The 20045-nt window shown below is 54.9% G+C and carries 15 protein-coding genes; 3 read left to right on the top strand and 12 right to left on the bottom strand.

What is annotated here, in order from left to right; translation table 11 throughout:
• Window positions 1-114: 114 nt before the first annotated feature.
• Window positions 115-1770, bottom strand: a complete 1656-nt coding sequence (gene ettA, locus TW80_RS12195) for an energy-dependent translational throttle protein EttA (RefSeq protein WP_045997716.1) — start codon at window positions 1768-1770, stop codon at window positions 115-117.
• A gap of 330 nt (window positions 1771-2100) precedes the next feature.
• Between ettA and TW80_RS12185 the strand changes: the two genes are divergently transcribed.
• The 3 genes from TW80_RS12185 (at window position 2101) to TW80_RS12175 (ending at window position 4815) form a co-directional block, all read left to right on the top strand.
• A complete protein-coding gene (locus TW80_RS12185; RefSeq protein ID WP_045997714.1) occupies window positions 2101-2541 on the top strand; it encodes a universal stress protein in 441 nt (146 codons plus the stop codon).
• Between the two features lie 35 nt (window positions 2542-2576).
• A complete protein-coding gene (locus TW80_RS12180) occupies window positions 2577-4103 on the top strand; it encodes an alanine/glycine:cation symporter family protein (protein WP_045997713.1) in 1527 nt (508 codons plus the stop codon).
• 310 nt (window positions 4104-4413) lie between these two features.
• Window positions 4414-4815 carry a GFA family protein gene (locus tag TW80_RS12175; protein WP_045997712.1) on the top strand — a complete coding sequence of 134 codons (402 nt, stop codon included), beginning with the start codon at window positions 4414-4416 and terminating at the stop codon, window positions 4813-4815.
• Between the two features lie 123 nt (window positions 4816-4938).
• On the opposite strand, the gene TW80_RS17875 is transcribed toward TW80_RS12175, so the two are convergent.
• The 11 genes from TW80_RS17875 to TW80_RS12120 form a co-directional block, all read right to left on the bottom strand.
• Window positions 4939-6378, bottom strand: a complete 1440-nt coding sequence (locus TW80_RS17875; protein WP_084625784.1) for a type IV pili methyl-accepting chemotaxis transducer N-terminal domain-containing protein — start codon at window positions 6376-6378, stop codon at window positions 4939-4941.
• A 197-nt stretch (window positions 6379-6575) separates the two neighbouring features.
• On the bottom strand, window positions 6576-8168 hold the full coding sequence (locus TW80_RS12165) for a phosphate ABC transporter substrate-binding/OmpA family protein (protein WP_162197170.1): 1593 nt from the start codon (window positions 8166-8168) through the stop codon (window positions 6576-6578).
• A 535-nt stretch (window positions 8169-8703) separates the two neighbouring features.
• Window positions 8704-9777 carry a BMP family ABC transporter substrate-binding protein gene (locus tag TW80_RS12160; RefSeq protein ID WP_045997710.1) on the bottom strand — a complete coding sequence of 358 codons (1074 nt, stop codon included), beginning with the start codon at window positions 9775-9777 and terminating at the stop codon, window positions 8704-8706.
• Window positions 9778-9801: 24 nt separating this feature from the next.
• Complete coding sequence (locus TW80_RS12155; RefSeq protein ID WP_045997709.1) at window positions 9802-10716, bottom strand: ABC transporter permease; 915 nt, start codon at window positions 10714-10716, stop codon at window positions 9802-9804.
• Window positions 10716-11795, bottom strand: coding sequence for an ABC transporter permease (locus TW80_RS12150; RefSeq protein WP_045997708.1), 1080 nt, complete (start codon window positions 11793-11795; stop codon window positions 10716-10718). The genes TW80_RS12155 and TW80_RS12150 overlap by 1 nt, the downstream gene beginning before the upstream one ends.
• A 45-nt stretch (window positions 11796-11840) precedes the next feature.
• On the bottom strand, window positions 11841-13364 hold the full coding sequence (locus tag TW80_RS12145) for an ABC transporter ATP-binding protein (RefSeq protein WP_045997707.1): 1524 nt from the start codon (window positions 13362-13364) through the stop codon (window positions 11841-11843).
• The gene (gene xdhC, locus TW80_RS12140) at window positions 13361-14101 is read right to left on the bottom strand and encodes a xanthine dehydrogenase accessory protein XdhC (protein WP_045997706.1); all 741 of its coding nucleotides are present in this window, start codon (window positions 14099-14101) and stop codon (window positions 13361-13363) included. Before xdhC ends, TW80_RS12145 begins: the two co-directional genes overlap by 4 nt.
• Window positions 14098-16398, bottom strand: coding sequence for a xanthine dehydrogenase molybdopterin binding subunit (gene xdhB, locus TW80_RS12135; protein WP_045997705.1), 2301 nt, complete (start codon window positions 16396-16398; stop codon window positions 14098-14100). Before xdhB ends, xdhC begins: the two co-directional genes overlap by 4 nt.
• Window positions 16395-17750 (bottom strand): xanthine dehydrogenase small subunit, encoded by a 1356-nt coding sequence (xdhA, locus tag TW80_RS12130; RefSeq protein WP_045997704.1) that lies wholly within the window; start codon window positions 17748-17750, stop codon window positions 16395-16397. The genes xdhB and xdhA overlap by 4 nt, the downstream gene beginning before the upstream one ends.
• 353 nt (window positions 17751-18103) lie before the next feature.
• Complete coding sequence (locus TW80_RS12125) at window positions 18104-18391, bottom strand: ArsR/SmtB family transcription factor (RefSeq protein ID WP_045997703.1); 288 nt, start codon at window positions 18389-18391, stop codon at window positions 18104-18106.
• Between the two features lie 294 nt (window positions 18392-18685).
• Window positions 18686-19678, bottom strand: a complete 993-nt coding sequence (locus TW80_RS12120) for a hypothetical protein (protein WP_045997702.1) — start codon at window positions 19676-19678, stop codon at window positions 18686-18688.
• Window positions 19679-20045 lie beyond the last annotated feature (367 nt).

Raw genomic sequence — 20045 nt, 5'->3', positions numbered from 1 at the left:
AATTGATTCCTTACCTTTACAATAGAACGGTCCTAGGACCGCCCTAATCATTTCACGACATTTGTACGCGATTGCTGCGCAATCGCTTTCGCGTACCCGTTGATTGCGATGTGATCAGCGCACAAACTTCTTATGTTTCATCCGCTTAGGTTCCAGTGCGTCGGCGCCGAGGCGGCGTTTTTTGTCTTCTTCGTAGTCAGAGAAGGCCCCTTGGAACCACTCAACGTGGGCATCGCCTTCGAATGCGAGGATATGTGTGCAGATCCGGTCGAGGAAGAAGCGGTCGTGCGAGATAACCACGGCGCAGCCAGCGAAATCGACCAATGCGTCTTCGAGCGCGCGGAGCGTTTCGACATCAAGGTCGTTGGTCGGTTCGTCGAGTAGCAGGACGTTGCCGCCGGATTTCAGCAGCTTTGCCATGTGCACGCGGTTACGTTCACCGCCGGAAAGCAGGCTGACTTTTTTCTGCTGATCGCCACCTTTGAAGTTGAACGCAGAGCAATAGGCGCGGCTGTTCATTTGCGCGTCGCCCAGTTCAATGATCTCGGCCCCGCCCGAGATTTCTTCCCAGACTGTTGTTTCATCAGAGAGCGCGTCGCGCGACTGATCGACATAGGACAGTTTGACAGTTTCGCCGAACTCAACAGATCCCTCGTCGGGTTCAATCTGACCTGTCAGCATACCGAACAGCGTGGACTTACCTGCGCCGTTTGGACCGATCACACCGACGATACCGCCGGGGGGCAGGTCAAAGGACAGATCTTCGACCAAAAGCTTATCGCCCATGGCTTTCTTGAGGTTGTTAACCTCGATCACCTTAGAGCCAAGGCGGGGTCCGTTCGGGATAATGATCTGGGCGCGACCGACCTTTTCACGTTCGGATTGGTTGGCCATTTCGTTATATGAGGCGATACGCGCTTTGGATTTGGCTTGGCGTGCTTTGGCGCCCTGACGCATCCATTCCAATTCGCGCGCAAGCGTGCGCTGGCGGGATTTGTCGTCTTTGGCTTCGCGTTCCAGACGTTTGGCTTTGGCCTCGAGCCAGCTGGAATAGTTACCTTCGTGCGGGATGCCCGACCCTCGGTCGAGTTCGAGAATCCAACCGGTGATCGCATCAAGGAAGTACCGGTCGTGGGTGACGATCAGGCAGGTGCCTTTGTATTCGATCAGGTGCTGTTGCAGCCAGGCGATGGTTTCCGCATCAAGGTGGTTGGTCGGTTCGTCGAGCAGCAGCATGTCTGGTGCTTCGAGCAGCAGTTTGCACAGCGCAACACGGCGTTTTTCACCGCCGGACAATGTGGTGACGTTGGCCTCATCAGGTGGGCAGCGCAGGGCCTCCATGCTGATGTCGATTTGCGCGTCCAGATCCCACAGATTCAAACTGTCGATTTGGTCCTGAAGCTGGGCCATTTCGTCGGCGGTTTCTTCGGAGTAGTTCATGGCGACTTCGTTATAGCGATCAAGGATCGCTTTTTTGTCAGCCACACCAAGCATTACGTTTTCACGAACTGTCAGGTTTGGGTCCAGTTCAGGTTCCTGCGGCAGGTAACCCACGCGCGCGCCTTCGGCGGCCCATGCTTCACCGCTGAAGTCTTTGTCTTGGCCGGCCATGATCCGCATCAGGGTGGATTTACCGGTGCCGTTCACACCGACCACGCCGATTTTCACACCGGGCAGAAAGTTCAGCCGGATGTTTTCGAATACCTTCTTCCCGCCGGGATAGGTTTTGGACACGCCGTCCATGTAATAGACGAATTGGTTGCTGGCCATCTGGGACGCTCCGCTAATCTGAAAAGTTGGCCTTAAATAGCGAGACTCAGCAATGGGGGCAATCGCGGATACAGCGGATTGTCGTACGTGAGGGTCGAAAATCGCGTCAGTACATTGTCCTGAATTGCAGATATTCGCGGTTCAATTGGTTTAAATTTTCATCAGTTTCGGTGCTTTGTTTTGTAATGGTCGTGGTTTGCCAATTTTTTGCGCAGAATGGGTGCGTTCGCGTATGATAGAGGCTATCAGCCGCCAGAAGCTGACAATGTGAAGTGGTCATTTTTGCCAGTTTCAAACTTTCCAAAAACTTCAAAAACACAGGGATATGCAATGACTGAAACAGTATTTGTCGTCGGGATTGACGGCTCTGATGCGGGGGAAAGGGCGCTTGCCTTTGCCAAAGAACGCGCCAAGGCGGTGGGGAATTGTACCCTCGTCTTGTGCTATGTGATCGAATGGTCCCCATTTAGTTTTCAAACCAAAGAAGAAAATGAAATGCGCCACAAGCGGCGCGAAGAAGAAATTAGCCTTGCGCATTCGCGGGTGCTGGACCCGGCTGTGGTTGCGACAGCAGATGATGATGTCAGCGTTATCGGCGTCGTCAAGCATGGCGATGTGGCCGAGATACTTGATGGGCTCGCGAAAAAGCACGGCGCAGCGCAAATCTTTGTCGGACGTGTCGGTATTCGCGGTCTGAAAGAGCGCGTCTTTGGCGGTGTGACCGGACGGTTGGTCGCTTCGGCGTCGGTTCCGGTAACGATTATTCCATAAGGGGCAGGATCATGAAAAATCTATTAATCGCGGTGATGCTTGCCGTTTTGACGCCTCTCGCAGCCTTTGCGCAGGATGCGTCGCTCGATGATAAAATCAATGACGCATTTGCGTCTTCGACAGGGTGGTTTGTGTCTCTGATTTTCTCACCACTGCCTTTCGATGTCGCTGGGTCCAGCTTCCCTTGGATTGTAATGTGGCTGGTGATCGGTGCAACTGTGTTCACCATCTACTTTGGCCTTGTGCAATTGCGGGCCTTTGGCCATGCGATTTCGCTGGTGAAAGGTGACTATTCTGACCCAAATGATGCGGGCGAGGTCAGCCACTTCCAAGCATTGGCAACAGCGCTGTCAGGTACTGTGGGCTTGGGCAACATCGCGGGTGTTGCCGTCGCGGTGAGCATCGGCGGCCCCGGCGCAACATTCTGGATGATCTTGGCGGGCCTTTTGGGCATGGCGTCAAAGTTCACCGAATGTACGCTGGGCGTCAAATACCGGAACGAATACGATGACGGCTCGGTCTCTGGTGGGCCGATGTACTATATGACCAAAGGTTTCGCAGAGCGTGGCCTGCCCGGTGGTAAAGTGCTTGCTGTTCTGTTTGCGATCTTTTGTATCTTTGGTTCGCTGGGCGGCGGCAATATGTTCCAAGCCAACCAAGCCCATGCGCAGATCTCAGGCATTGTGGGTGATTATCCCGGCTGGATCACAGGTGTGATTTTCGCGATCGTCGTTTTCTTGGTCATCGTGGGCGGGATTAAGTCCATCGCACGGGTCACTGAAAAGGTCGTGCCATTCATGGGTATCATGTATGTGCTTGTCGCATTGATCATCTTGCTGGTGAACTATGACAAAATCGGCTGGGCGTTCGGTCAGATTTTCGCGGGTGCCTTTACCGGGCTTGGCGTTGCAGGCGGATTTGTCGGGGCATTGATCCAAGGCTTCAAACGGGCGGCGTTCTCGAACGAGGCGGGTGTTGGTTCTGCGGCGATTGCGCACTCGGCCGTACGCACCAAAGAACCAGTCACCGAAGGCGTCGTTTCGCTGCTGGAGCCGTTCATTGACACGGTTGTTATCTGCACCATGACGGCATTGGTCATCACGATCTCTGGCGTTTTGGTTGTGGACCCAGCAACCGGAAACTACGTGCTGAACGAAGCTGGCTCTGCGATCCAGACCATTGACGGCTCGTCAGGCGTACAGCTGACCTCTGCCGCATTTGCGACGGGCTTTAGCTGGTTCCCATATGTGCTGGCGATTGCAGTGATCTTGTTCGCGTTTTCAACAATGATCAGCTGGTCCTACTATGGCCTAAAGGCGTGGACATATCTGGTCGGTGAAGGTGCCGCGAAAGAACTGACATTCAAAATCATCTTTTGTCTTTTTGTCATCATCGGTGCTGCAGCCAAGCTGGGTGCGGTGATCGACTTCTCTGACGCGATGATCTTTGCGATGGCGGTGGTCAACATCACAGCGCTGTATTTCTTGATGCCAGTCGTTAAGGCCGAGATGAACAGCTATTTCGCCCGCCTAAAATCGGGTGAAATCGTGAAACACAAATAGGTCGATCAAGACCAGAAGGCGCCTCAGAAAACTGAGGCGCCTTTATAGTGAGTTCGCCAACAGTCTGCTCACGCCAGCCCGCTCATATTTTGCGGCTAAACCTGCCACAACCCCGCAAACACCCGCTGAGTAGCCTCCGCCAATGACGAGATTGCGCCCAAACTAAAGAATGGTGCAGTTTCCACGAATAGGCAGTTTATAGGCTTTTTGGACATCTCGTAGACAGTGCCCCTATGCCGAGATAAGGTCGCGCACAGAGCGTTTTCTGAAGTTCAATTTGACTGGCGCTTTGCTACGAGAGGGTGGAAGAATGAACGTGATCAGTTGCAACTGCGGTTCTGTATCCTTCGAGATCAAGGCGCAGCCGTCGGATATCTATGTTTGTCATTGCAGTATCTGCCAACGATTTTCAGGCGCTGGCGGGATGCCAGTGGTCATCCTGAAGAATGATGATTTCAACTGGTTAAGCGGCCAAGAGCACATCAAGGTGTGGAGGAAACCCGATGCAGACTGGGAAGCAAACTTCTGTTCGATCTGCGGCTCCGCGCTTCCCGGCATGAACGATCCTGATCGTATGTTTGTTCCTGCGGGTATACTTCCCCCAGATATCGAGGGCTTGGAGATCAAGCATCACATTTTTGTCGGTTCGAAGGCATGTTGGGATGAAATCGCTGGTGCCGGAAAACAGCATGACGGCCCGTTCACAGGATAGCGAAGCGGACAATTGCTGGAGTGGTTGAGTGGTCGCTTTGGGGCTCGTTCTAAGGTAAAGTTTATAAGAAAAGACGCGGGCATTGCTGCGCCGCGCCTCTCCGTAGACCTGGTTTCGGAGGAATTACATCAGGCTTTGCACGTTTATCCCAAAGGTCATCGCGCCGATGACTTGGTTTGTTGCGGGATCAACGATGGATAGTGATGCTTGGGCCTGATAGAAACCCGTGCTGTCGTCGAACTCTATATCGCTGATGTGCAGCGCATCGGGGCCGACGTGGTAGGTTTCTTGGTGCTTGGCTTCGTCGCCTTGCCAGAAATCAGAGGTTGGCACGCTTTGGGCGACGTTCAGGCCGACGTGATCCATGATAAAGACTTCGGTGACAAAACCAGCGGTCTCTGCCTGATGCTGGCGCAGCCATTCTGACAAGTCGTTATCAAGAGCGGCCGTCATGAGTGGACCGCCATCGCCAGAGGCTTCGGCACGCCATTGTTGATCAAGCGCGATGATCTCGTCCTCTGAGATATTCGCGTGTTTTGCGTTTTGCGCGTTTACGGCAGCGATGACCATTGGATCAGAGGCCCATGTGCTCAGCTCGGCATCGGCATATGCCTCAAGAGGTACGCGGTAGATGCCATCTTTGCCGGGGGTCGCGATCAGGTAGAGAGTGATGGCGTTATTCATCCCGACTGTGAGCTGTTGTGTCAGGGTGTTCGACGCAATCACATCTTCGGGCGTTGCGGGCTGGCCGGATTTGATCGCGTCATAAATGCCGCGGCCTGCCTGCCAGATTTCATAGGTGCTCTCGAGGCTGGATTTGACGGTGTCATTAGGCGGAGGGTTAACGCCCGCCGCTTCGTAGCCATCGCGCAAAGCAACCAATGTCAATTCAAACATATCCACTGTGGCGATCAGTTCGCTGAGTGCGGTTTCCGCATGCACGCCGGTGGCCAATTCGCAAACGGCACGTGTCATACGCTCGGCCAAGGCGCGCTGGCGTCCAGCAAAGTTCAGGACGGTTGCGTCGCTTTGCAATAGCTCTTGAGGGTTGGTGTATTCGCCCGATACATCCGCAGCGAGGTTTGTGGTTTGGTCAAACAGCGCATGGTAGCCTTCGCTGATAATCGCGACATCCGCGTCAGTGGCACTGCCGTCGAGCATGGCAAGGGCGGCATGTTCCATAGGGTCCCAGATTTCGTGGGTCTGTTGGATTGCCTTCAGGATACGTGGAGCGCTTTCTTCGCCGGGCATGCCCAAGGCGCGATCGCCAAATTCAAGCCCCTTAAGGATCGCGTCAAAGCTGTCGTGGACGTGCTGAAGGTCGTATTCAGCGGTTTCCAGATCAATGCCCGCGTTATAGCGGCAGCTCGCGGATGCGATGGTTTCCGACAGGCCACGCAGGCCGAGTGCGCGATTTACCCGTGCTTTGCCGCCATCGTAGAGGTTGGTGTCGATTGGCTGGGCGAGGGCAGGGGTGGCGCCGGTTGCGAGAACTGCGGCGCAGACAGTGGACAAGATCGCAGCGCGACCTGTGTGCAATTTTGTTGAACGTTGGGTCTTCATTGTGAACTCCTAAGGTTGCGACCGCTTGAAACCATTGAGGTCAGTCAAGGGGCGCAGTGATGGATGTCCTGATGATGGTTCTGGATACAGCGGTGCTGTGAACTGCATCAGGCAAGAAGGCAGGGCTACAAAGGGTATTAATGAAAATGCAGCGCGCTGCGCAGGCGCCGACGATGCCGGCGCCCATGGCCTAGGGGTTACCCGTTGGCCGCTTCGATCCATACTTCAACGCGACGGTTGATCTGGCGTTCGTTTTCCGAAGTATTACAAGCCGCTGGTGCGATTTCGCCGTAGCCAGCAGTTGCCATTTCGATCCCGGCAAGGCGGTCACCCGCAAAGCTTTGCAGTTCAGCGCGCACCTGTTCGGCACGTGATTGGGACAAGGTACGGTTGCTGTCAAAAGCACCAACATCGTCTGTAAAGCCGACGAACATTACTTTGGTGCCTTCCTCTTGGGTTTCGAGGTAGTCAGCAAGGCGCTGCATGTTCAGCAGGCCACGTTCGTCTAGCTTTTGCGACCCCGTGCGGAAGCGGAATGTCGTGGACAGGCGGTCATAGTCAACCATCTGCGACAGCATTTCGCGCATGAACCCACCTTCGTAGGCATCCACATTCGGGTTCAGCAGAGCGCGGGCGCGATCACCATCAAGCGGTTGCGCACGACGGTCGATACCCAGATCGATAAAGCCAGCTTTTCCGATAACCTCGTCAGCGGCGGCTGACTCTGCATAGTGAATAAAGTCCATTGTCGCCTCGTCGGCTGTGTCGTCACGGGTATAGAGATACATCAAGCGTTGCAGCGCATATTCTGCGGTACGTGCAGAGAATGCGTCGGGTGTCATGGTCAGACCGCAGTCATTGACCAAAGACAGGGCGCTTGCCCCGCGTTGGAAGGCATAGCCGACATAACCGATAGCCGTTTCATCAGCGTTGACCTGTGACGCCATTTGGTTGTTGTCGCTGACAAGGATGGTGTCAGACAGCGGTGCGGGGGCTTGGTCCCCGAATACGCCGTTCATAAAGACACCACGGGTACCAGAGCCTTCAGCGCGATCAACGATGGTAATCGGTGCGTTTTCGCCGCCAACTTCGGACCAGTTTGTGATTGCGCCGCTGTAAATCCCGCGCAGCTGTTCCAATGTCACTGTTTTGACTGGGTTATCTGGGTGCGTGATCACAACAAGGCTGTCCACCGCGATAATATGTTCGCTGTCAGTGCTGACCATGTTGCCTGCGCCGTCTGCGCGTAGGGCGCGTGCCTCGTCTGGGGTGATGCGGCGGGCGGACATCCCGACCTTTGCGCTACCATCTAAGAGTGCAGTGAATGCGTCAGCAGACCCTGACGAAGAAATGAGGTAGGTGCCCATTGGGTCGCCAAAGCCTTCGTCGCCGATCATTTCGGTCAGAAACTGGCCGTCGATGCCGGTTGCCGTTTGCGTGGCTTCTGCGCCAAGGAACGCACCGTAGCCTGACATGAGCAGAGGCATCATGCCTGTACCAATAGCGTCTGAACCAGCAATGTTGATGTCAGCCTCAGCGGTGCCAAAGTCAGGGCAGTCCGCGCCTGAGCAGCTAACACGCGAGGCCGAAATGCGCAGATCACCCAGACCTGTGCGGATGACATAGTTGTTATCTGTAAATTCAATGAACTCGCCAACAAGGTTCACTGTGCCGTCTGCTGACTTCAATGTCACTTCGCCGGCCATTGTTGCAGCAGGGGTAACGAGCGCTGCGGATAAAGCAAAAGATGAAACTAGGTTTCGGTATTTCTTGTAGACTGTGAGGTCCATAAAATTCTCCATAACTCGTTGAGATAACTACACTTTACAATAAGCGGTTTCCCGCCTTCCTGCCCTTAAAACAACCTGTACTTTTGTATAAGTCGATTGCCTTATTTCAAAAGCACGTAAGGGTTGTGATTGGTTCACGTTGTTCGAAGGGGCGCGCAAATAGTGATTTTCCCCCTAACGAAAGGGGCGATTTCTGGGGTGCGAGGGAGCGCCGCATCCCCGAAAACGATTTCGGTGAAATTATTCGTATATTATAAATTCTTGCATAAATTATGCGTTACGGGCATCTTGGTTAACGATTTGGGGTGACATGTTAACGCAGTTTGCGGCATCTTTTGATACTGCTGCGTTAATAATTTCAACAACCCATGCGGGACAATATGGCATCAATGTGTCGTGTTAGGCGGCGAAATATGCCGCGCGTTTGTATTGGAACAGGGTAATTTCAACCGCGAGTCGCGAATTCTCGCCTACTGAGACCATGAAAAAAGCCCCGCAAATTGCGGGGCTTTCGGATCATGGATTGGGTGATCCCTTATTGTGGGATCTCGCCAGTCAGACCTTCAACGTAGAAGTTCATGCCTGCCAGTGTGCCATCGTCAGCTGTTTCACCTTCGGCCAACCAAGCTGTACCGTCTTGTTTGTTCAACGGACCTGTGAACGCGTGGTATTCGCCAGAGGCAAGGCTGTCACGCAGCGCTTCTGCGGATGCTTTAACTTCGGCTGGAACAGCGTCAGTGATTTCACCGATGCCGACCATGCCAGCGCCGATGCCATCCCATGTGTTTGTGCTTTCCCATGTGCCATCGATGACGGCTTGGGTCCGAGCAATATAGTAAGGTGCCCAGTTGTCGATGATTGAGGAAACACGTGGGAACGGGCCAAACTCTGCCATGTCAGAGGCCTGACCGAATGTGACAACGTTTCCTGCAGCTTGTGCAGCAGCCTGTGGCGCGGTCGAGTCGGTGTGCTGCAGGATCACGTCAGCACCTTGTTCGATCAGAACTGTCGCGGCTTCGGCTTCTTTTGCAGGGTCGAACCATGTGTAAGCCCAGACGATTTTGAATTCGACGTCAGGGTTCACTGCTTTGGCGTGGATATAGGCAGAGTTGATGCCGCGGATCACTTCGGGAATTGGGAAAGACCCGATGTAGCCGATCACGTTGCTCTCAGTCATTTGACCTGCGATGTGGCCTTGAACCGCGCGGCCCTCGTAAAAACGCGCTGAATAGACAGACACGTTGTCAGCCATTTTATAGCCGGTTGCGTGCTCGAACATGACGTCTGGGAATTTTTCCGCAACGTTGATGGTCGGGTCCATGTAGCCGAATGATGTCGTAAAGATCAGGTCCGCACCGCCAAGTGCCATCTGCTGCAGAACGCGCTCTGCGTCAGCGCCTTCGGGGACGTTTTCAACGTATACTGTTTCAACAGCGTCGCCGAATGCTTCTTCGACGGCAAGGCGGCCCTGGTCGTGTTCATATGTCCAGCCACCGTCGCCCACTGGGCCAACGTAAACGAAACCAACTTTGGTTGGATCGTCGGCAAAGGCCGTTGTGCTAAGGCTGGCTGCAATTGTTGCCCCTGCCAGAATTGTTTTCATTGTCATAGTCATCCCCTTGGTGGTGACGCCTCAGCGTGAGGCATGGAAAGATTGGCCCAGTGATCCCGGCGCCCGTCCGGCACGCATGATAACAAGAACCGCTATTGTTGCCAGATACGGCGACATCGAAAGATACTCGACCGGGATCGCCATCCCGGCTGCTTGTAAGTTTAGCTGCAACACGGTGACGCCGCCAAATAAATAGGCACCAAGCAAAAGCCGCAGTGGTTTCCAGCTTGCGAAAACGACAATCGCAAGCGCGATCCAGCCTGCGCCAGCGGTCATGCCTTCGGTCCATTGCGGCACACGAACGAGGCTTAGGTAAGCCCCGCCCAGTCCAGCACAGGCACCGCCAAACATGATCGCCAGCATCCGCACGCGCACAACGTGATAACCAAGCGCATGGGCCGCCTCATGGTTTTCGCCGACTGCGCGCAAAATCAGACCCGCGCGGCTAAATTTTAGAAACGCCCAGACGGCTGCGACCAGCCCAAGCCCCACGTAGACCATAGGATCGTGCTGAAACAAGATTGGCCCAAGCACTGGGATGTCGCCGAGCAGAGGAATATGCCAGTCGGCAAATTCAGGCGCTTTGATCCCGACATAGCTCTGGCCCATCAATGCAGATAGCCCAAGCCCAAATAATGTCAGTGCAAGGCCGGTGGCGACTTGGTTCGACAATAGGAATTGAGTCAAGAAGCCAAACAAGAGCGATAAGATTGCACCGCCAACCGCCGCCCCGATGAACCCGAGCCAAGGCGATCCAGAATTCACCGCAACGATGAACCCACAAACCGCGCCTGTGATCATCATGCCCTCGACCCCGAGGTTCAACACGCCTGCGCGCTCGACAATCAATTCCCCGACAGAGGCGAGGATAATCGGCGTCGCCGCCACCATCAGCGAGGCTAACAACAAAATCGGGTTGATTGCTGACCAATCCATTAGACAATCGCCTTCTTGCCAAGCCGTAAGCGGTAGTTGCTCAGAACATCCACCATCAAAAGGAAAAATAGCAGCATCCCCTGCATCAATTGAATTGCTGCTCCGGGAAGACCAAGGTTTGACTGCGCGATTTCACCGCCAATATAGGTCAGGGCCATCAGACCCGCAGCCAGCAAAATTCCGATGGGATGCAAGCGGCCTAAGAACGCAACAATGATCGCGGTGAAACCATAGCCGACGTTGAAATCAATGCTGATCTGACCGGCAGGGCCCGCAACTTCAAACAGCCCCGCGGCACCAGCCAGCCCACCCGAAATTGCCATACAGATAAGCACCAGCGCCTGTGGGTTCACGCCACCAAATCGTGCCGCACGCGGGCTCTGCCCGGCAAGCCGAACTTGAAACCCAAATAAGTGCCGCGAGAGGGTCACATAGGCAAAAATCACTGCGACGAAGGCCAGCACGACACCCCAGTGCATTCCCGCATTTTCAGAAATCCAGCTCGATGCGCTGTCATATTTGGCAAGATTCCGCGATCCTGGAAAACCCATCCCGTCTGGATTTCGCAAGGCCCCCAACGCCATTGACGCAAGCAATTGTTCCGCGACATAGACCAACATCAATGACACAAGGATTTCATTGGTGTCGAATTTCACCTTGAGTATCCCTGGGATCAGCGCCCAAAGCGTACCGCCCAAAATCCCGGCGACAATCATCAATGGAAAGATGAAAATCGACTCGGTTGGATAAAACGCTAGGCCAACAGCAGCGCCGCAGATTGCGCCAACGATATATTGCCCTTCAGCGCCGATATTCCAAATCCCAGCGCGAAAACCAAAAGACAGGCCAATGGCAATCAAGACCAGCGGAGCACCCTTGATCAAAAGCTGTGGGCGATAGAACCATGCAAACTCTGAGAACAGTGGATCAAAGAAAATGGTGCGGATCGTTTCGACTGGGGATTTCCCGAGCGCCGCAAACAGCAACCCACCACAAAGCATCGTTAATACGACGGCCATGACCGGTGCGGCAAATGCCCAAACGCGCGAGGGCTGAGACCGTTTCTCAAGCGTGATCAAACGGCCATCCTCGCTTTGGTTAAAATACTCCCGCCGGAGGCAGCACTAGGCTTCGACATGTGCGACCTCCATGTCATGCGCACCGCCAAGCATCAGACCAATTTCTTCGACGGTCAAACCTTGCGCCGGGCGTGGGGCAGATAGGCGCCCCTCGTTCAGGGCAGCAAAGCGATCAGAGATTTCCATCAGCTCATCCAGATCCTGCGAAATACATATGATGGCCGTGCCCTTTGCAGCCAAATCCAACAGCGCCTGCCGGATCGCCGCCGCTGCCGAGGCATCAACGCCCCAGGTCGGTTGATTCACCACCAAGACGTCGGGGCTTTGCATGATTTCACGGCCGATGACAAATTTTTGGAGGTTCCCACCTGACAGCGAACGCGCGGCATTTTGCGGGCCGGGAGTGCGCACATCAAATTGGGCGATCACCTCTTCGGCAAATTTGCGGGCCTTGCGCCAATTGACGAAACCTTTGCTGGTCAGCTGCTGCCGGGTGGTGGCGGTCAGAACTGCGTTTTCGGTCAGGCTCATGTCAGGGGCAGCAGCATGGCCCATGCGCTCTTCGGGCGCTGTCAGTAGGCCGATTTTGCGACGCGCATTTGGCCCAAAATGACCAATGTTCTGCCCGTCAAACGTAATCATGTCCCGCGCAACACGTGTTTCCCCAGCGAGGACCGCGACCAATTCGTCTTGACCGTTACCTGCAACGCCGCCGATACCTAGGACTTCACCCATGTGAACCGTCAGTTGGATGTCGCGCAGGGCAGTGCCGAACCGTGTCGGGGCCTTGGCCGAGACATTGTTGAGCGACAAAATGGTTTCACCATCAGTATGTGGGGCACGCTCTGGCACCAATAACGCGGAGCCCACCATCAGTTCAGCCATATCGCGTGCAGTTGTCGTACGCGGATCGCAAGTGCCCACGACTTGCCCCAAACGCAGTACCGTCGCGTTTTCGCAAAGCGCACGAATTTCCTCTAGCTTATGCGAGATATACAAGATCGCGGTGCCCTCCGCGCTAAGCTTGCGGAGCGTTTTGAACAGGATTTCAACTTCTTGCGGAGTAAGCACCGATGTTGGTTCGTCCATGATCAACAGTTTGGGATCTTGGAGAAGACAGCGGATAATTTCGACTCGCTGGCGTTCACCTGCAGAAAGTTCCCCAACAATGCGCGCCGGGTCGAGCGGCAAACCATATTGATCAGAAACCGCACGCACACGCTCTGCGATTTCGCGTTGGGGCGGTGGATTTTCCATGCCGAGCGCGATGTTTTCTGCGACGTTCAGCGCGTCAAACAGCGAAAAGTGCTGAAACACCATAGCGACCCCGGCGGCACGTGCCGCGCGCGGTTCGGCTGGTGTAAAGGGTGCCCCATTCAACGTCATGGTGCCGCTATCTGGTTTCACCAACCCGTAGATCGTTTTTACAAGTGTTGACTTGCCCGCACCGTTTTCACCCAAAAGGGCGTGGATTTCGCCGGGGGCGATCTCGAACGAGACATCCTTGTTCGCGACCACGCCCGGGTAGGCTTTGGTCAGCCCGCTGAGGGCAAGCAATGGGGTGCTCATGCGGTTTTGTCCTCGGTCCGCTGCGATTGAGGCGCGATCATCGCTGTTGCGACGCCAAGCGCAAGTGCTGCTGGGTGTTTCCCCAGTGATGGATCGCCAATTGGACACGCAATGCGCGACAGTTGTTCGCCGCTATGCCCTAATGCGGCGAGCCGCTTGCGAAACCGGGCCCATTTTGTCGCCGAACCGATCAGTCCCGCGTGGTGAAACGGCCCTGACAGAATCGCGTGACACAGGGCGAAATCCATGTCGTGGCTGTAGGTCAGAATCAGGTGATCGGCATTATCAGGGGCGTGTTTCACCACTTGTTCCGGACTAGCCGCGACAAGGATGGTCTGATCCGTCTTGGGAAAACGATTTGCGTGCGTATCAACCCAGGTAATTTCGAAATCGGGCAGGGGGGCCATAACATTGACGATCGCGCGGCCCACATGCCCTGCCCCATAAATCCAAAGGGGCCGTGTGTCTTGAGGCGCGAGCGCATCCGCCTGTTCCCAGCGCAGTGACACCGACCCGCCACAGCACTGGCCTAGCTGAGGTCCAAGCGAGATGGTTTGCGATTGTTGAGATTTGCCCTGTGTCAGCATTTGGCGTGCTTCGCTGATGGCGTCCCATTCGAGCCGACCACCGCCAATCGTGCCTTCGATCCGGTCAGACCAAACCATCATTTGCGTGCCCGCATCGCGGGGCGTTGACCCGGCGGTTTTGGTAATGGTGATCCGAATGCCTGTGCTCATCCACGTGCCCTTTTTATGGCACGTAGTATTTCTTCGGCCGTTGCGGGGGCTTGTAGGTCTGCGTATTGCGGGCCGCAATGGGCTACCGCGTCGGCCAGCGCAAGAAACGCCGAAATACCCAGCATAAACGGAGGTTCACCGACAGCCTTAGAGCGATAGATCGTCTGCGCCGGATTGGGTTCATCCCAAAGGTTGACATTGAACACATCTGGTCCGTCCGAACAGGCAGGAATTTTATAGGTCGATGGGGCGTGTGTCCGCAGGCGGCCCTTGTCGTCCCAAATCAGTTCTTCTGTCGTGAGCCAACCAGCCCCTTGGACGTAACCGCCCTCGACCTGACCAATATCGAGCGCAGGGTTTAGAGATGCGCCTGCATCATGCAAAATGTCGGTACGCAAAATGCGGTTTTCGCCAGTGAGCGTGTCAATGACGACCTCGGTCACAGCAGCCCCTTGGGCAAAGTAGAAAAATGGCGTGCCGGTGCCTTTGGCACGATCCCAAGCAAGGCCGGGGGTTTTGTAGAACCCAGTCGCTGACAGGCTGACGCGGTTTTGGTAGGCGGTCATTGCTGCCTGCGCGAATGACATGGTTTCGCCGCCAACGGTGACAGTGTTATCGGCGAATGTGACCTCTTCCATCCGGCATTGATGAAGCGATGCAAGGCACTCCGCGATCCGGTCGCGGATGATGTCGCAGGCATTTGCGACGGCCATACCGTTTAGGTCTGATCCTGATGAGGCGGCTGTGGCCGAGGTATTGGGCACCTTGCCTGTGTCGGTCGCCGTGATCTTAACGGCGCTGACGTCGATGCCAAAGCGGCTGGCGGCGACTTGGGCGACCTTTTGGAACAGGCCTTGCCCCATTTCGGTGCCACCATGGTTCATATGGACAGAGCCGTCTTGGTAGACATGCACCAGCGCCCCGGCTTGGTTTAGGTGCGATAGGGTAAAGGATATCCCGAATTTGACCGGGCTGATCGCGATCCCTTTTTTCAAGATCGTTTGGGAGGCGTTCCAATCAGTGATCGCGGTGCGTCGGTTGGTGTAGTCAGAGGCCTCTAACAACCGTTCCGTCATTTCATGAAGGATGAAATCAGTGACAGGCATGTGGTACGGCGTCGTTTGCGGGGCAGGTGGATCAAGATCCACCCTACGGTGCGCCGAATTGTAATAGTTGCGTTGGCGCACAAGCGCAGGGTCAAGACCGAGGTCCCGTGCAATGTGGTCCATCACCCGTTCAACGCCCAGCACCCCTTGCGGACCGCCAAAACCGCGATAGGCGGTTGCCGATTGCGTGTTGGTTTTGAGCCGATGTGACGTGATCCGCACCGCGGGCAGATGGTACGCGTTATCGGCATGCAGCATTGCCCGGTCGGCGACAGGCAGCGACAGGTCTTGGGCCCAGCCGCAACGGGTGAGCTGTGTAAAATCTACACCTGTCAGTTTGCCTGTCGCGTCATAACCCGCAATATAGTCGATCCGGAAATCATGCCGCTTGCCCGTGATCATCATATCGTCATCACGGTCATAGCGCATCTTGCAGGGGTTGCCCGTGGCACGTGCTGCGACGGCACATGCGACCGCTAAGGCGTTTCCTTGGCTTTCCTTGCCGCCAAACCCGCCGCCCATCCGGCGGACTTCGACCCGAACACTGTGCATCGGAATGCCGAGCGCCTCTGCCACCTTATGTTGGATCTCGGTTGGGTGTTGGGTCGAGCTATGCACCAGCATGTCGCCGCCTTCTTGGGGGAGGGCGAGTGCGGCCTGTCCTTCGAGGTAGAAGTGTTCTTGGCCACCCATGGTGATGCTGCCCCGCACTTGATGCGGGGCGTTTTCTAGGGCTTGATCCACGTCGCCCTTTTTCCAGATGACGGGGCCGTCCTCAAATCGGCTATTCGCAGCAAGAGCATCATCTATCGTAAGGATCGGGGTTTCTTCAGCATATTTGATCTTGGCCAGACGCGCGGCTTTGCGGGCGTTGAGATGGCTGTCTGCGACAACCAGAAACAGCGGTTGGCCCAGATAATGTATGCTGCCCGTGGCAAGAAGTGGTTCATCATGGACCGATGGCGACACATCATTCGCAAAGGGCAAATCGTCGGCGGTAAGTACGTCAACGACACCGGCTGCCGCGCGCACTGGATCAAGATCAAGCGTATAGCTGCCAAATGCGATTTGCGCGAGACCAAAGGCCAAATGCAATGTGCCGTTCGGTGTCGGGATGTCGTCGATATAACGTGCTGTCCCAGTAACATGAAGCTGCGCCGCGTCATGGGGAAGTGGTTTGGTGACGCTCATGATGTCACCTCAAGCACGTTTGTGGACTGGCCCATGATTTCAGCAAAATACCTGCGCAAGAGGTTTTGTGCGATCTCAATCCGATAGCTGGCCGAAGCGCGCATGTCGGACAGTGGTGTGAAGTCTTCGGTGAATTTCGCACATGCGGCCTCGATTGTTGCCGTGGTCCACGGTTGCCCAATCAGGGCCGCTTCGACATGGCTGGCATGTTTGGGGATACCGGCCATGCCGCCAAATCCGATCTTGGCCTCTTTCACGATGCCATCTGCAACGGTGATATTAAAACACCCACAGACGGCGGAAATATCTTGGTCAAACCGTTTCGAGATTTTGTAGCAGCGCAGGTCCGGCGCTGACTTCGGAATGCTGACCCCGGTGACAAGTTCGCCTGGTTGTCGATCTTGTTTGCCGTAGTCGATAAAGAAATCCGCAATCGGCATTTCGCGGGTCTTGTCACCGTGGCGCAAGTGAAGCGTTGCGCCCATTGCGATCAGGGCAGGTGGGTTGTCTCCAATGGGGGAACCGTTTGCGATATTGCCGCCAATGGTCGCGGCATTGCGCACTTGTTCGGACCCGTAGCGCCGGATCAGGCTGGCCCAATAGGGCAGATGTCGTCGCGCGAGCGCGAGAGTTTCCGTCATCGTGACCGCTGCACCGATATGGATCGTGTCCGCCGTTGCGGTGATTTCGCGCAATTCGTGGCAGCGGTTCACAAATGCGACCTTACCCAAGTCGCGCAATTGTTTCGTGACCCATAGCCCCACATCCGTGGCGCCGGCAATCAGCGTTGCATCGGGGTTCGCTGCATACCACATGGCTAATTCGTTTAGTGTTGTTGGCGCATAGCTGTTCGGTGCAATGTCGGGGGGCGTGTCTTGCAGCCATTCGGGGGCCGGGTGTTTCGCCGCAGCTTGCGCAGCCCGAATGATAGGGGCGTATCCGGTGCAACGGCACAGGTTCCCAGCCAATACATCGTCGTGGTCTGTGCGTCCTTGGGCGTGGCCGGCTGCCATCGAGGCGATGAAACCCGGGGTGCAGAAACCGCATTGTGAACCGTGATGATCAATCATCGCTTGCTGAACCGGGTGCAACTCGCCTTGTGGTCCTGCGATCCCTTCGACAGTCCGGACGGCTTTGCCATTGAGTTGCGGCAGAAACAAGATGCATGCATTCATCGCCCGGATTCCGTCGCCATCTTGCACAACGACCGAGCAAGCACCGCAATCGCCTTCGTTACAGCCTTCTTTGGTGCCGCAAAGGTTGCGCTCCACGCGGAGCCAATCCAGCAGGGTTTGCGTCGGCTGCGCTTCCACCTGCACGGTTTGCCCGTTCAGAAGAAACGTGACTTCCATAATGTAAACCTGCCGCCTTACCAATACGCTCCGTTTGGCACGGGACTGTCGATGCGGCGTAGACAGCGCGGCCAAGCTTTGACCTATGAAAGCGGTGCGCGCGACATTTGGCAAGGTTAATTCGCTGGCGGCGCGCTTGATATTTGACTGATTGATCAAAATTTAATCGCTTCACCGCGCAAGAAACTTGATCAGATTGCATGGATAGGGGGTGGGCATGCGAAGGTGTTACATTACGTCTTGCTCGCGTTCGGGGCGAAGCCGCCTAAGCAGACCTCGCAGCACACAATTCACACTGCCTAGGGCAGGGATGGGCCAGCGACGCGGCGTAGGGTGGATCTTGATCCACCCATCTAGTCAGTGCGATTTTCCCAAAGATGGCGTTGCCAAGCGAGCCAGCCTTGCGCTTCGACAAGAGGCGCATACTCTAGATGGCAGGTCCGAACGCGCCCCTTTTTGACCGAATGAACGATCCCCGATTTTTCCAAAACGCCGAGGTGGCGCATGAATGTCGGCAGCGCCATATCATGTGGCGCATGTAGCTCGGTCACGCTGGCCGGGCCACTCACAAGCCGCTCAATCACAGCCCGTCGGGTCGGGTCAGACATGGCAGCAAAAAAGGCGTTCAACTGTTGTGTCATCGGACCGTCATATTTCCGATTCCATAGCACCACGTCAATGCAAGAGCGTAAACATGCGTCAACCTAGGCAACGGACTGCTAGAAATTGGCTAGCCGAAATTAACCAAACGACACGATGAAGGCTGGGCTGAACTCAATACATTTGAAACTGCGCTTTGCTATGCGCAGGTATTGAGCCTTGTAAAATTTGGCATGTATCAAAACAGCGAACGCTCCTGCGATGCGCGACGAATGGCGGGTCGGAGCCCAAACTCACCGAAACTGCTGCAGTTACGAATGGTGGTTTTGGCGGAGCTAAGGGAAGTGTCGACGGTTCTGGCTTGTGAATTTCTCTAGGTAGTATGACATCCAATGAAAATGACTATTAACGCCATGCCGTGAACGATGAACCCTGAACGAGTTTTTGTTGTTCGATTCAAGCTTCATTTTTCGTATGAGTTCATCGGTAAGAGTTTCAGGCACATCGCCGCTCTTCTTGATATGCGCGAATGCCAGGGCCAATTCGACTTGCAACGCCTTAATTTTGTCGTCGTAGACAAGCGCATTGTCATATGTTGAGAGCCCCAAACTCGTCAGTATGCCGATGAGTGAAGTGTTCTCATAGTAATCAAAGTTCTTCAGAATACCCTTCCCGAGTTGGTTGCCAGGAGGCATTCTCTCATCTGTATCGTTCCAAAGATCGGGGTGATAAAGAAGATAGGCTGCGTCTTCGTGCATTGAACTCCAGTCAATGTCGAATTTTTTGTGGAAGTCTTTTGTACGAACGAGATGGAGGTGCTCCTCTGAACGACGAGAAAGAACAGAGCGTAGGTCTTCGTCAGTTGTAGGTACGTGGACTTGAGCGACTTTCACCCACTCCAAGCAAGCCGAAATGTCAAAATCATCTCGCCCCGAAAGACGTTCGTTCAAGCCCCAAGCCAGCGCATCATGAACATCTCGAACGGCTCTGATGAACACAGATCGGGTGGCATTTTGCCATCCTGAAATTTCCATTTCATCTTCGGTCAGGTTTTGTGACTGCCACTTGATACCGAGCTTTCTTTCCTTTTTGCGGTAGACGACGCTAGGCAGCTTTGCCTCATGAGGTTGTCTGATGCCCTTCCGTCGCAAACTTGAGTTTGGCGGCTTTCTGAATTCTTGAGGTTGCGGGTTTGAAAAAACGGTTACTTCGAGGCTATTGATTGCCTGACCGAAATTGGACTCTTTGTAGCCAATGAAATCACCAACCCAAGCTATTGGTCCGCCGCCGATAGCCCATTCGGTTTGCTGAAAGGTCCAAAATATCATTCTACACCAAGCGACTTAGAAGTTAACTTAGCATAAGGTTAGGTCTGATTAAGGGCAGTGGCAACAAAACAACGGCGCTTTGAAGCGGTCATTATCGCGGCTGCAGCGAAAGGCATAAAAGTCCCGCAGGTTACTCATCCGCAACCCGCTAGATGAAGCAGTTATCACAGTTTTGGGTGAGCGCCGTGAGACCGTAATGGGCTGTCTTGGGCCATTGTTGTCCATTGTTCCGAGGGTGTTTGTGGCCCCGGCGGAATTGATGTGAGATCATTTCACATTTCAAGATTGCTGTGATGTTGCCGGAAGTATGCTTCGCCAGCCGGTTTTGTCGTCTTGTATGCCCGTCTGCATCAGATAGTTTGGGGAC

Origin of the sequence: Loktanella sp. S4079 (assembly GCF_000967725.1) — a bacterium.
Lineage (GTDB): Bacteria > Pseudomonadota > Alphaproteobacteria > Rhodobacterales > Rhodobacteraceae > Yoonia.
Note: the sequence above shows the minus strand (reverse complement) of the source record. Positions and strands in the feature narration are given on the sequence as shown.

Coding starts and splice junctions, on each gene's coding strand:
- TW80_RS12145 (WP_045997707.1), bottom strand. CDS start 13,364: ATGAGCACCCCATTGCTTGCCCTCAGCGGGCTGACCAAAGCCTACCCG.
- TW80_RS12120 (WP_045997702.1), bottom strand. CDS start 19,678: ATGATATTTTGGACCTTTCAGCAAACCGAATGGGCTATCGGCGGCGGA.
- ettA (WP_045997716.1), bottom strand. CDS start 1,770: ATGGCCAGCAACCAATTCGTCTATTACATGGACGGCGTGTCCAAAACC.
- TW80_RS12185 (WP_045997714.1), top strand. CDS start 2,101: ATGACTGAAACAGTATTTGTCGTCGGGATTGACGGCTCTGATGCGGGG.
- TW80_RS12180 (WP_045997713.1), top strand. CDS start 2,577: ATGCTTGCCGTTTTGACGCCTCTCGCAGCCTTTGCGCAGGATGCGTCG.
- xdhC (WP_045997706.1), bottom strand. CDS start 14,101: ATGAGCACAGGCATTCGGATCACCATTACCAAAACCGCCGGGTCAACG.
- xdhB (WP_045997705.1), bottom strand. CDS start 16,398: ATGAGCGTCACCAAACCACTTCCCCATGACGCGGCGCAGCTTCATGTT.
- TW80_RS12125 (WP_045997703.1), bottom strand. CDS start 18,391: ATGACACAACAGTTGAACGCCTTTTTTGCTGCCATGTCTGACCCGACC.
- TW80_RS12165 (WP_162197170.1), bottom strand. CDS start 8,168: ATGGACCTCACAGTCTACAAGAAATACCGAAACCTAGTTTCATCTTTT.
- TW80_RS12160 (WP_045997710.1), bottom strand. CDS start 9,777: ATGACAATGAAAACAATTCTGGCAGGGGCAACAATTGCAGCCAGCCTT.
- xdhA (WP_045997704.1), bottom strand. CDS start 17,750: ATGGAAGTCACGTTTCTTCTGAACGGGCAAACCGTGCAGGTGGAAGCG.
- TW80_RS12175 (WP_045997712.1), top strand. CDS start 4,414: ATGAACGTGATCAGTTGCAACTGCGGTTCTGTATCCTTCGAGATCAAG.
- TW80_RS17875 (WP_084625784.1), bottom strand. CDS start 6,378: ATGAAGACCCAACGTTCAACAAAATTGCACACAGGTCGCGCTGCGATC.
- TW80_RS12155 (WP_045997709.1), bottom strand. CDS start 10,716: ATGGATTGGTCAGCAATCAACCCGATTTTGTTGTTAGCCTCGCTGATG.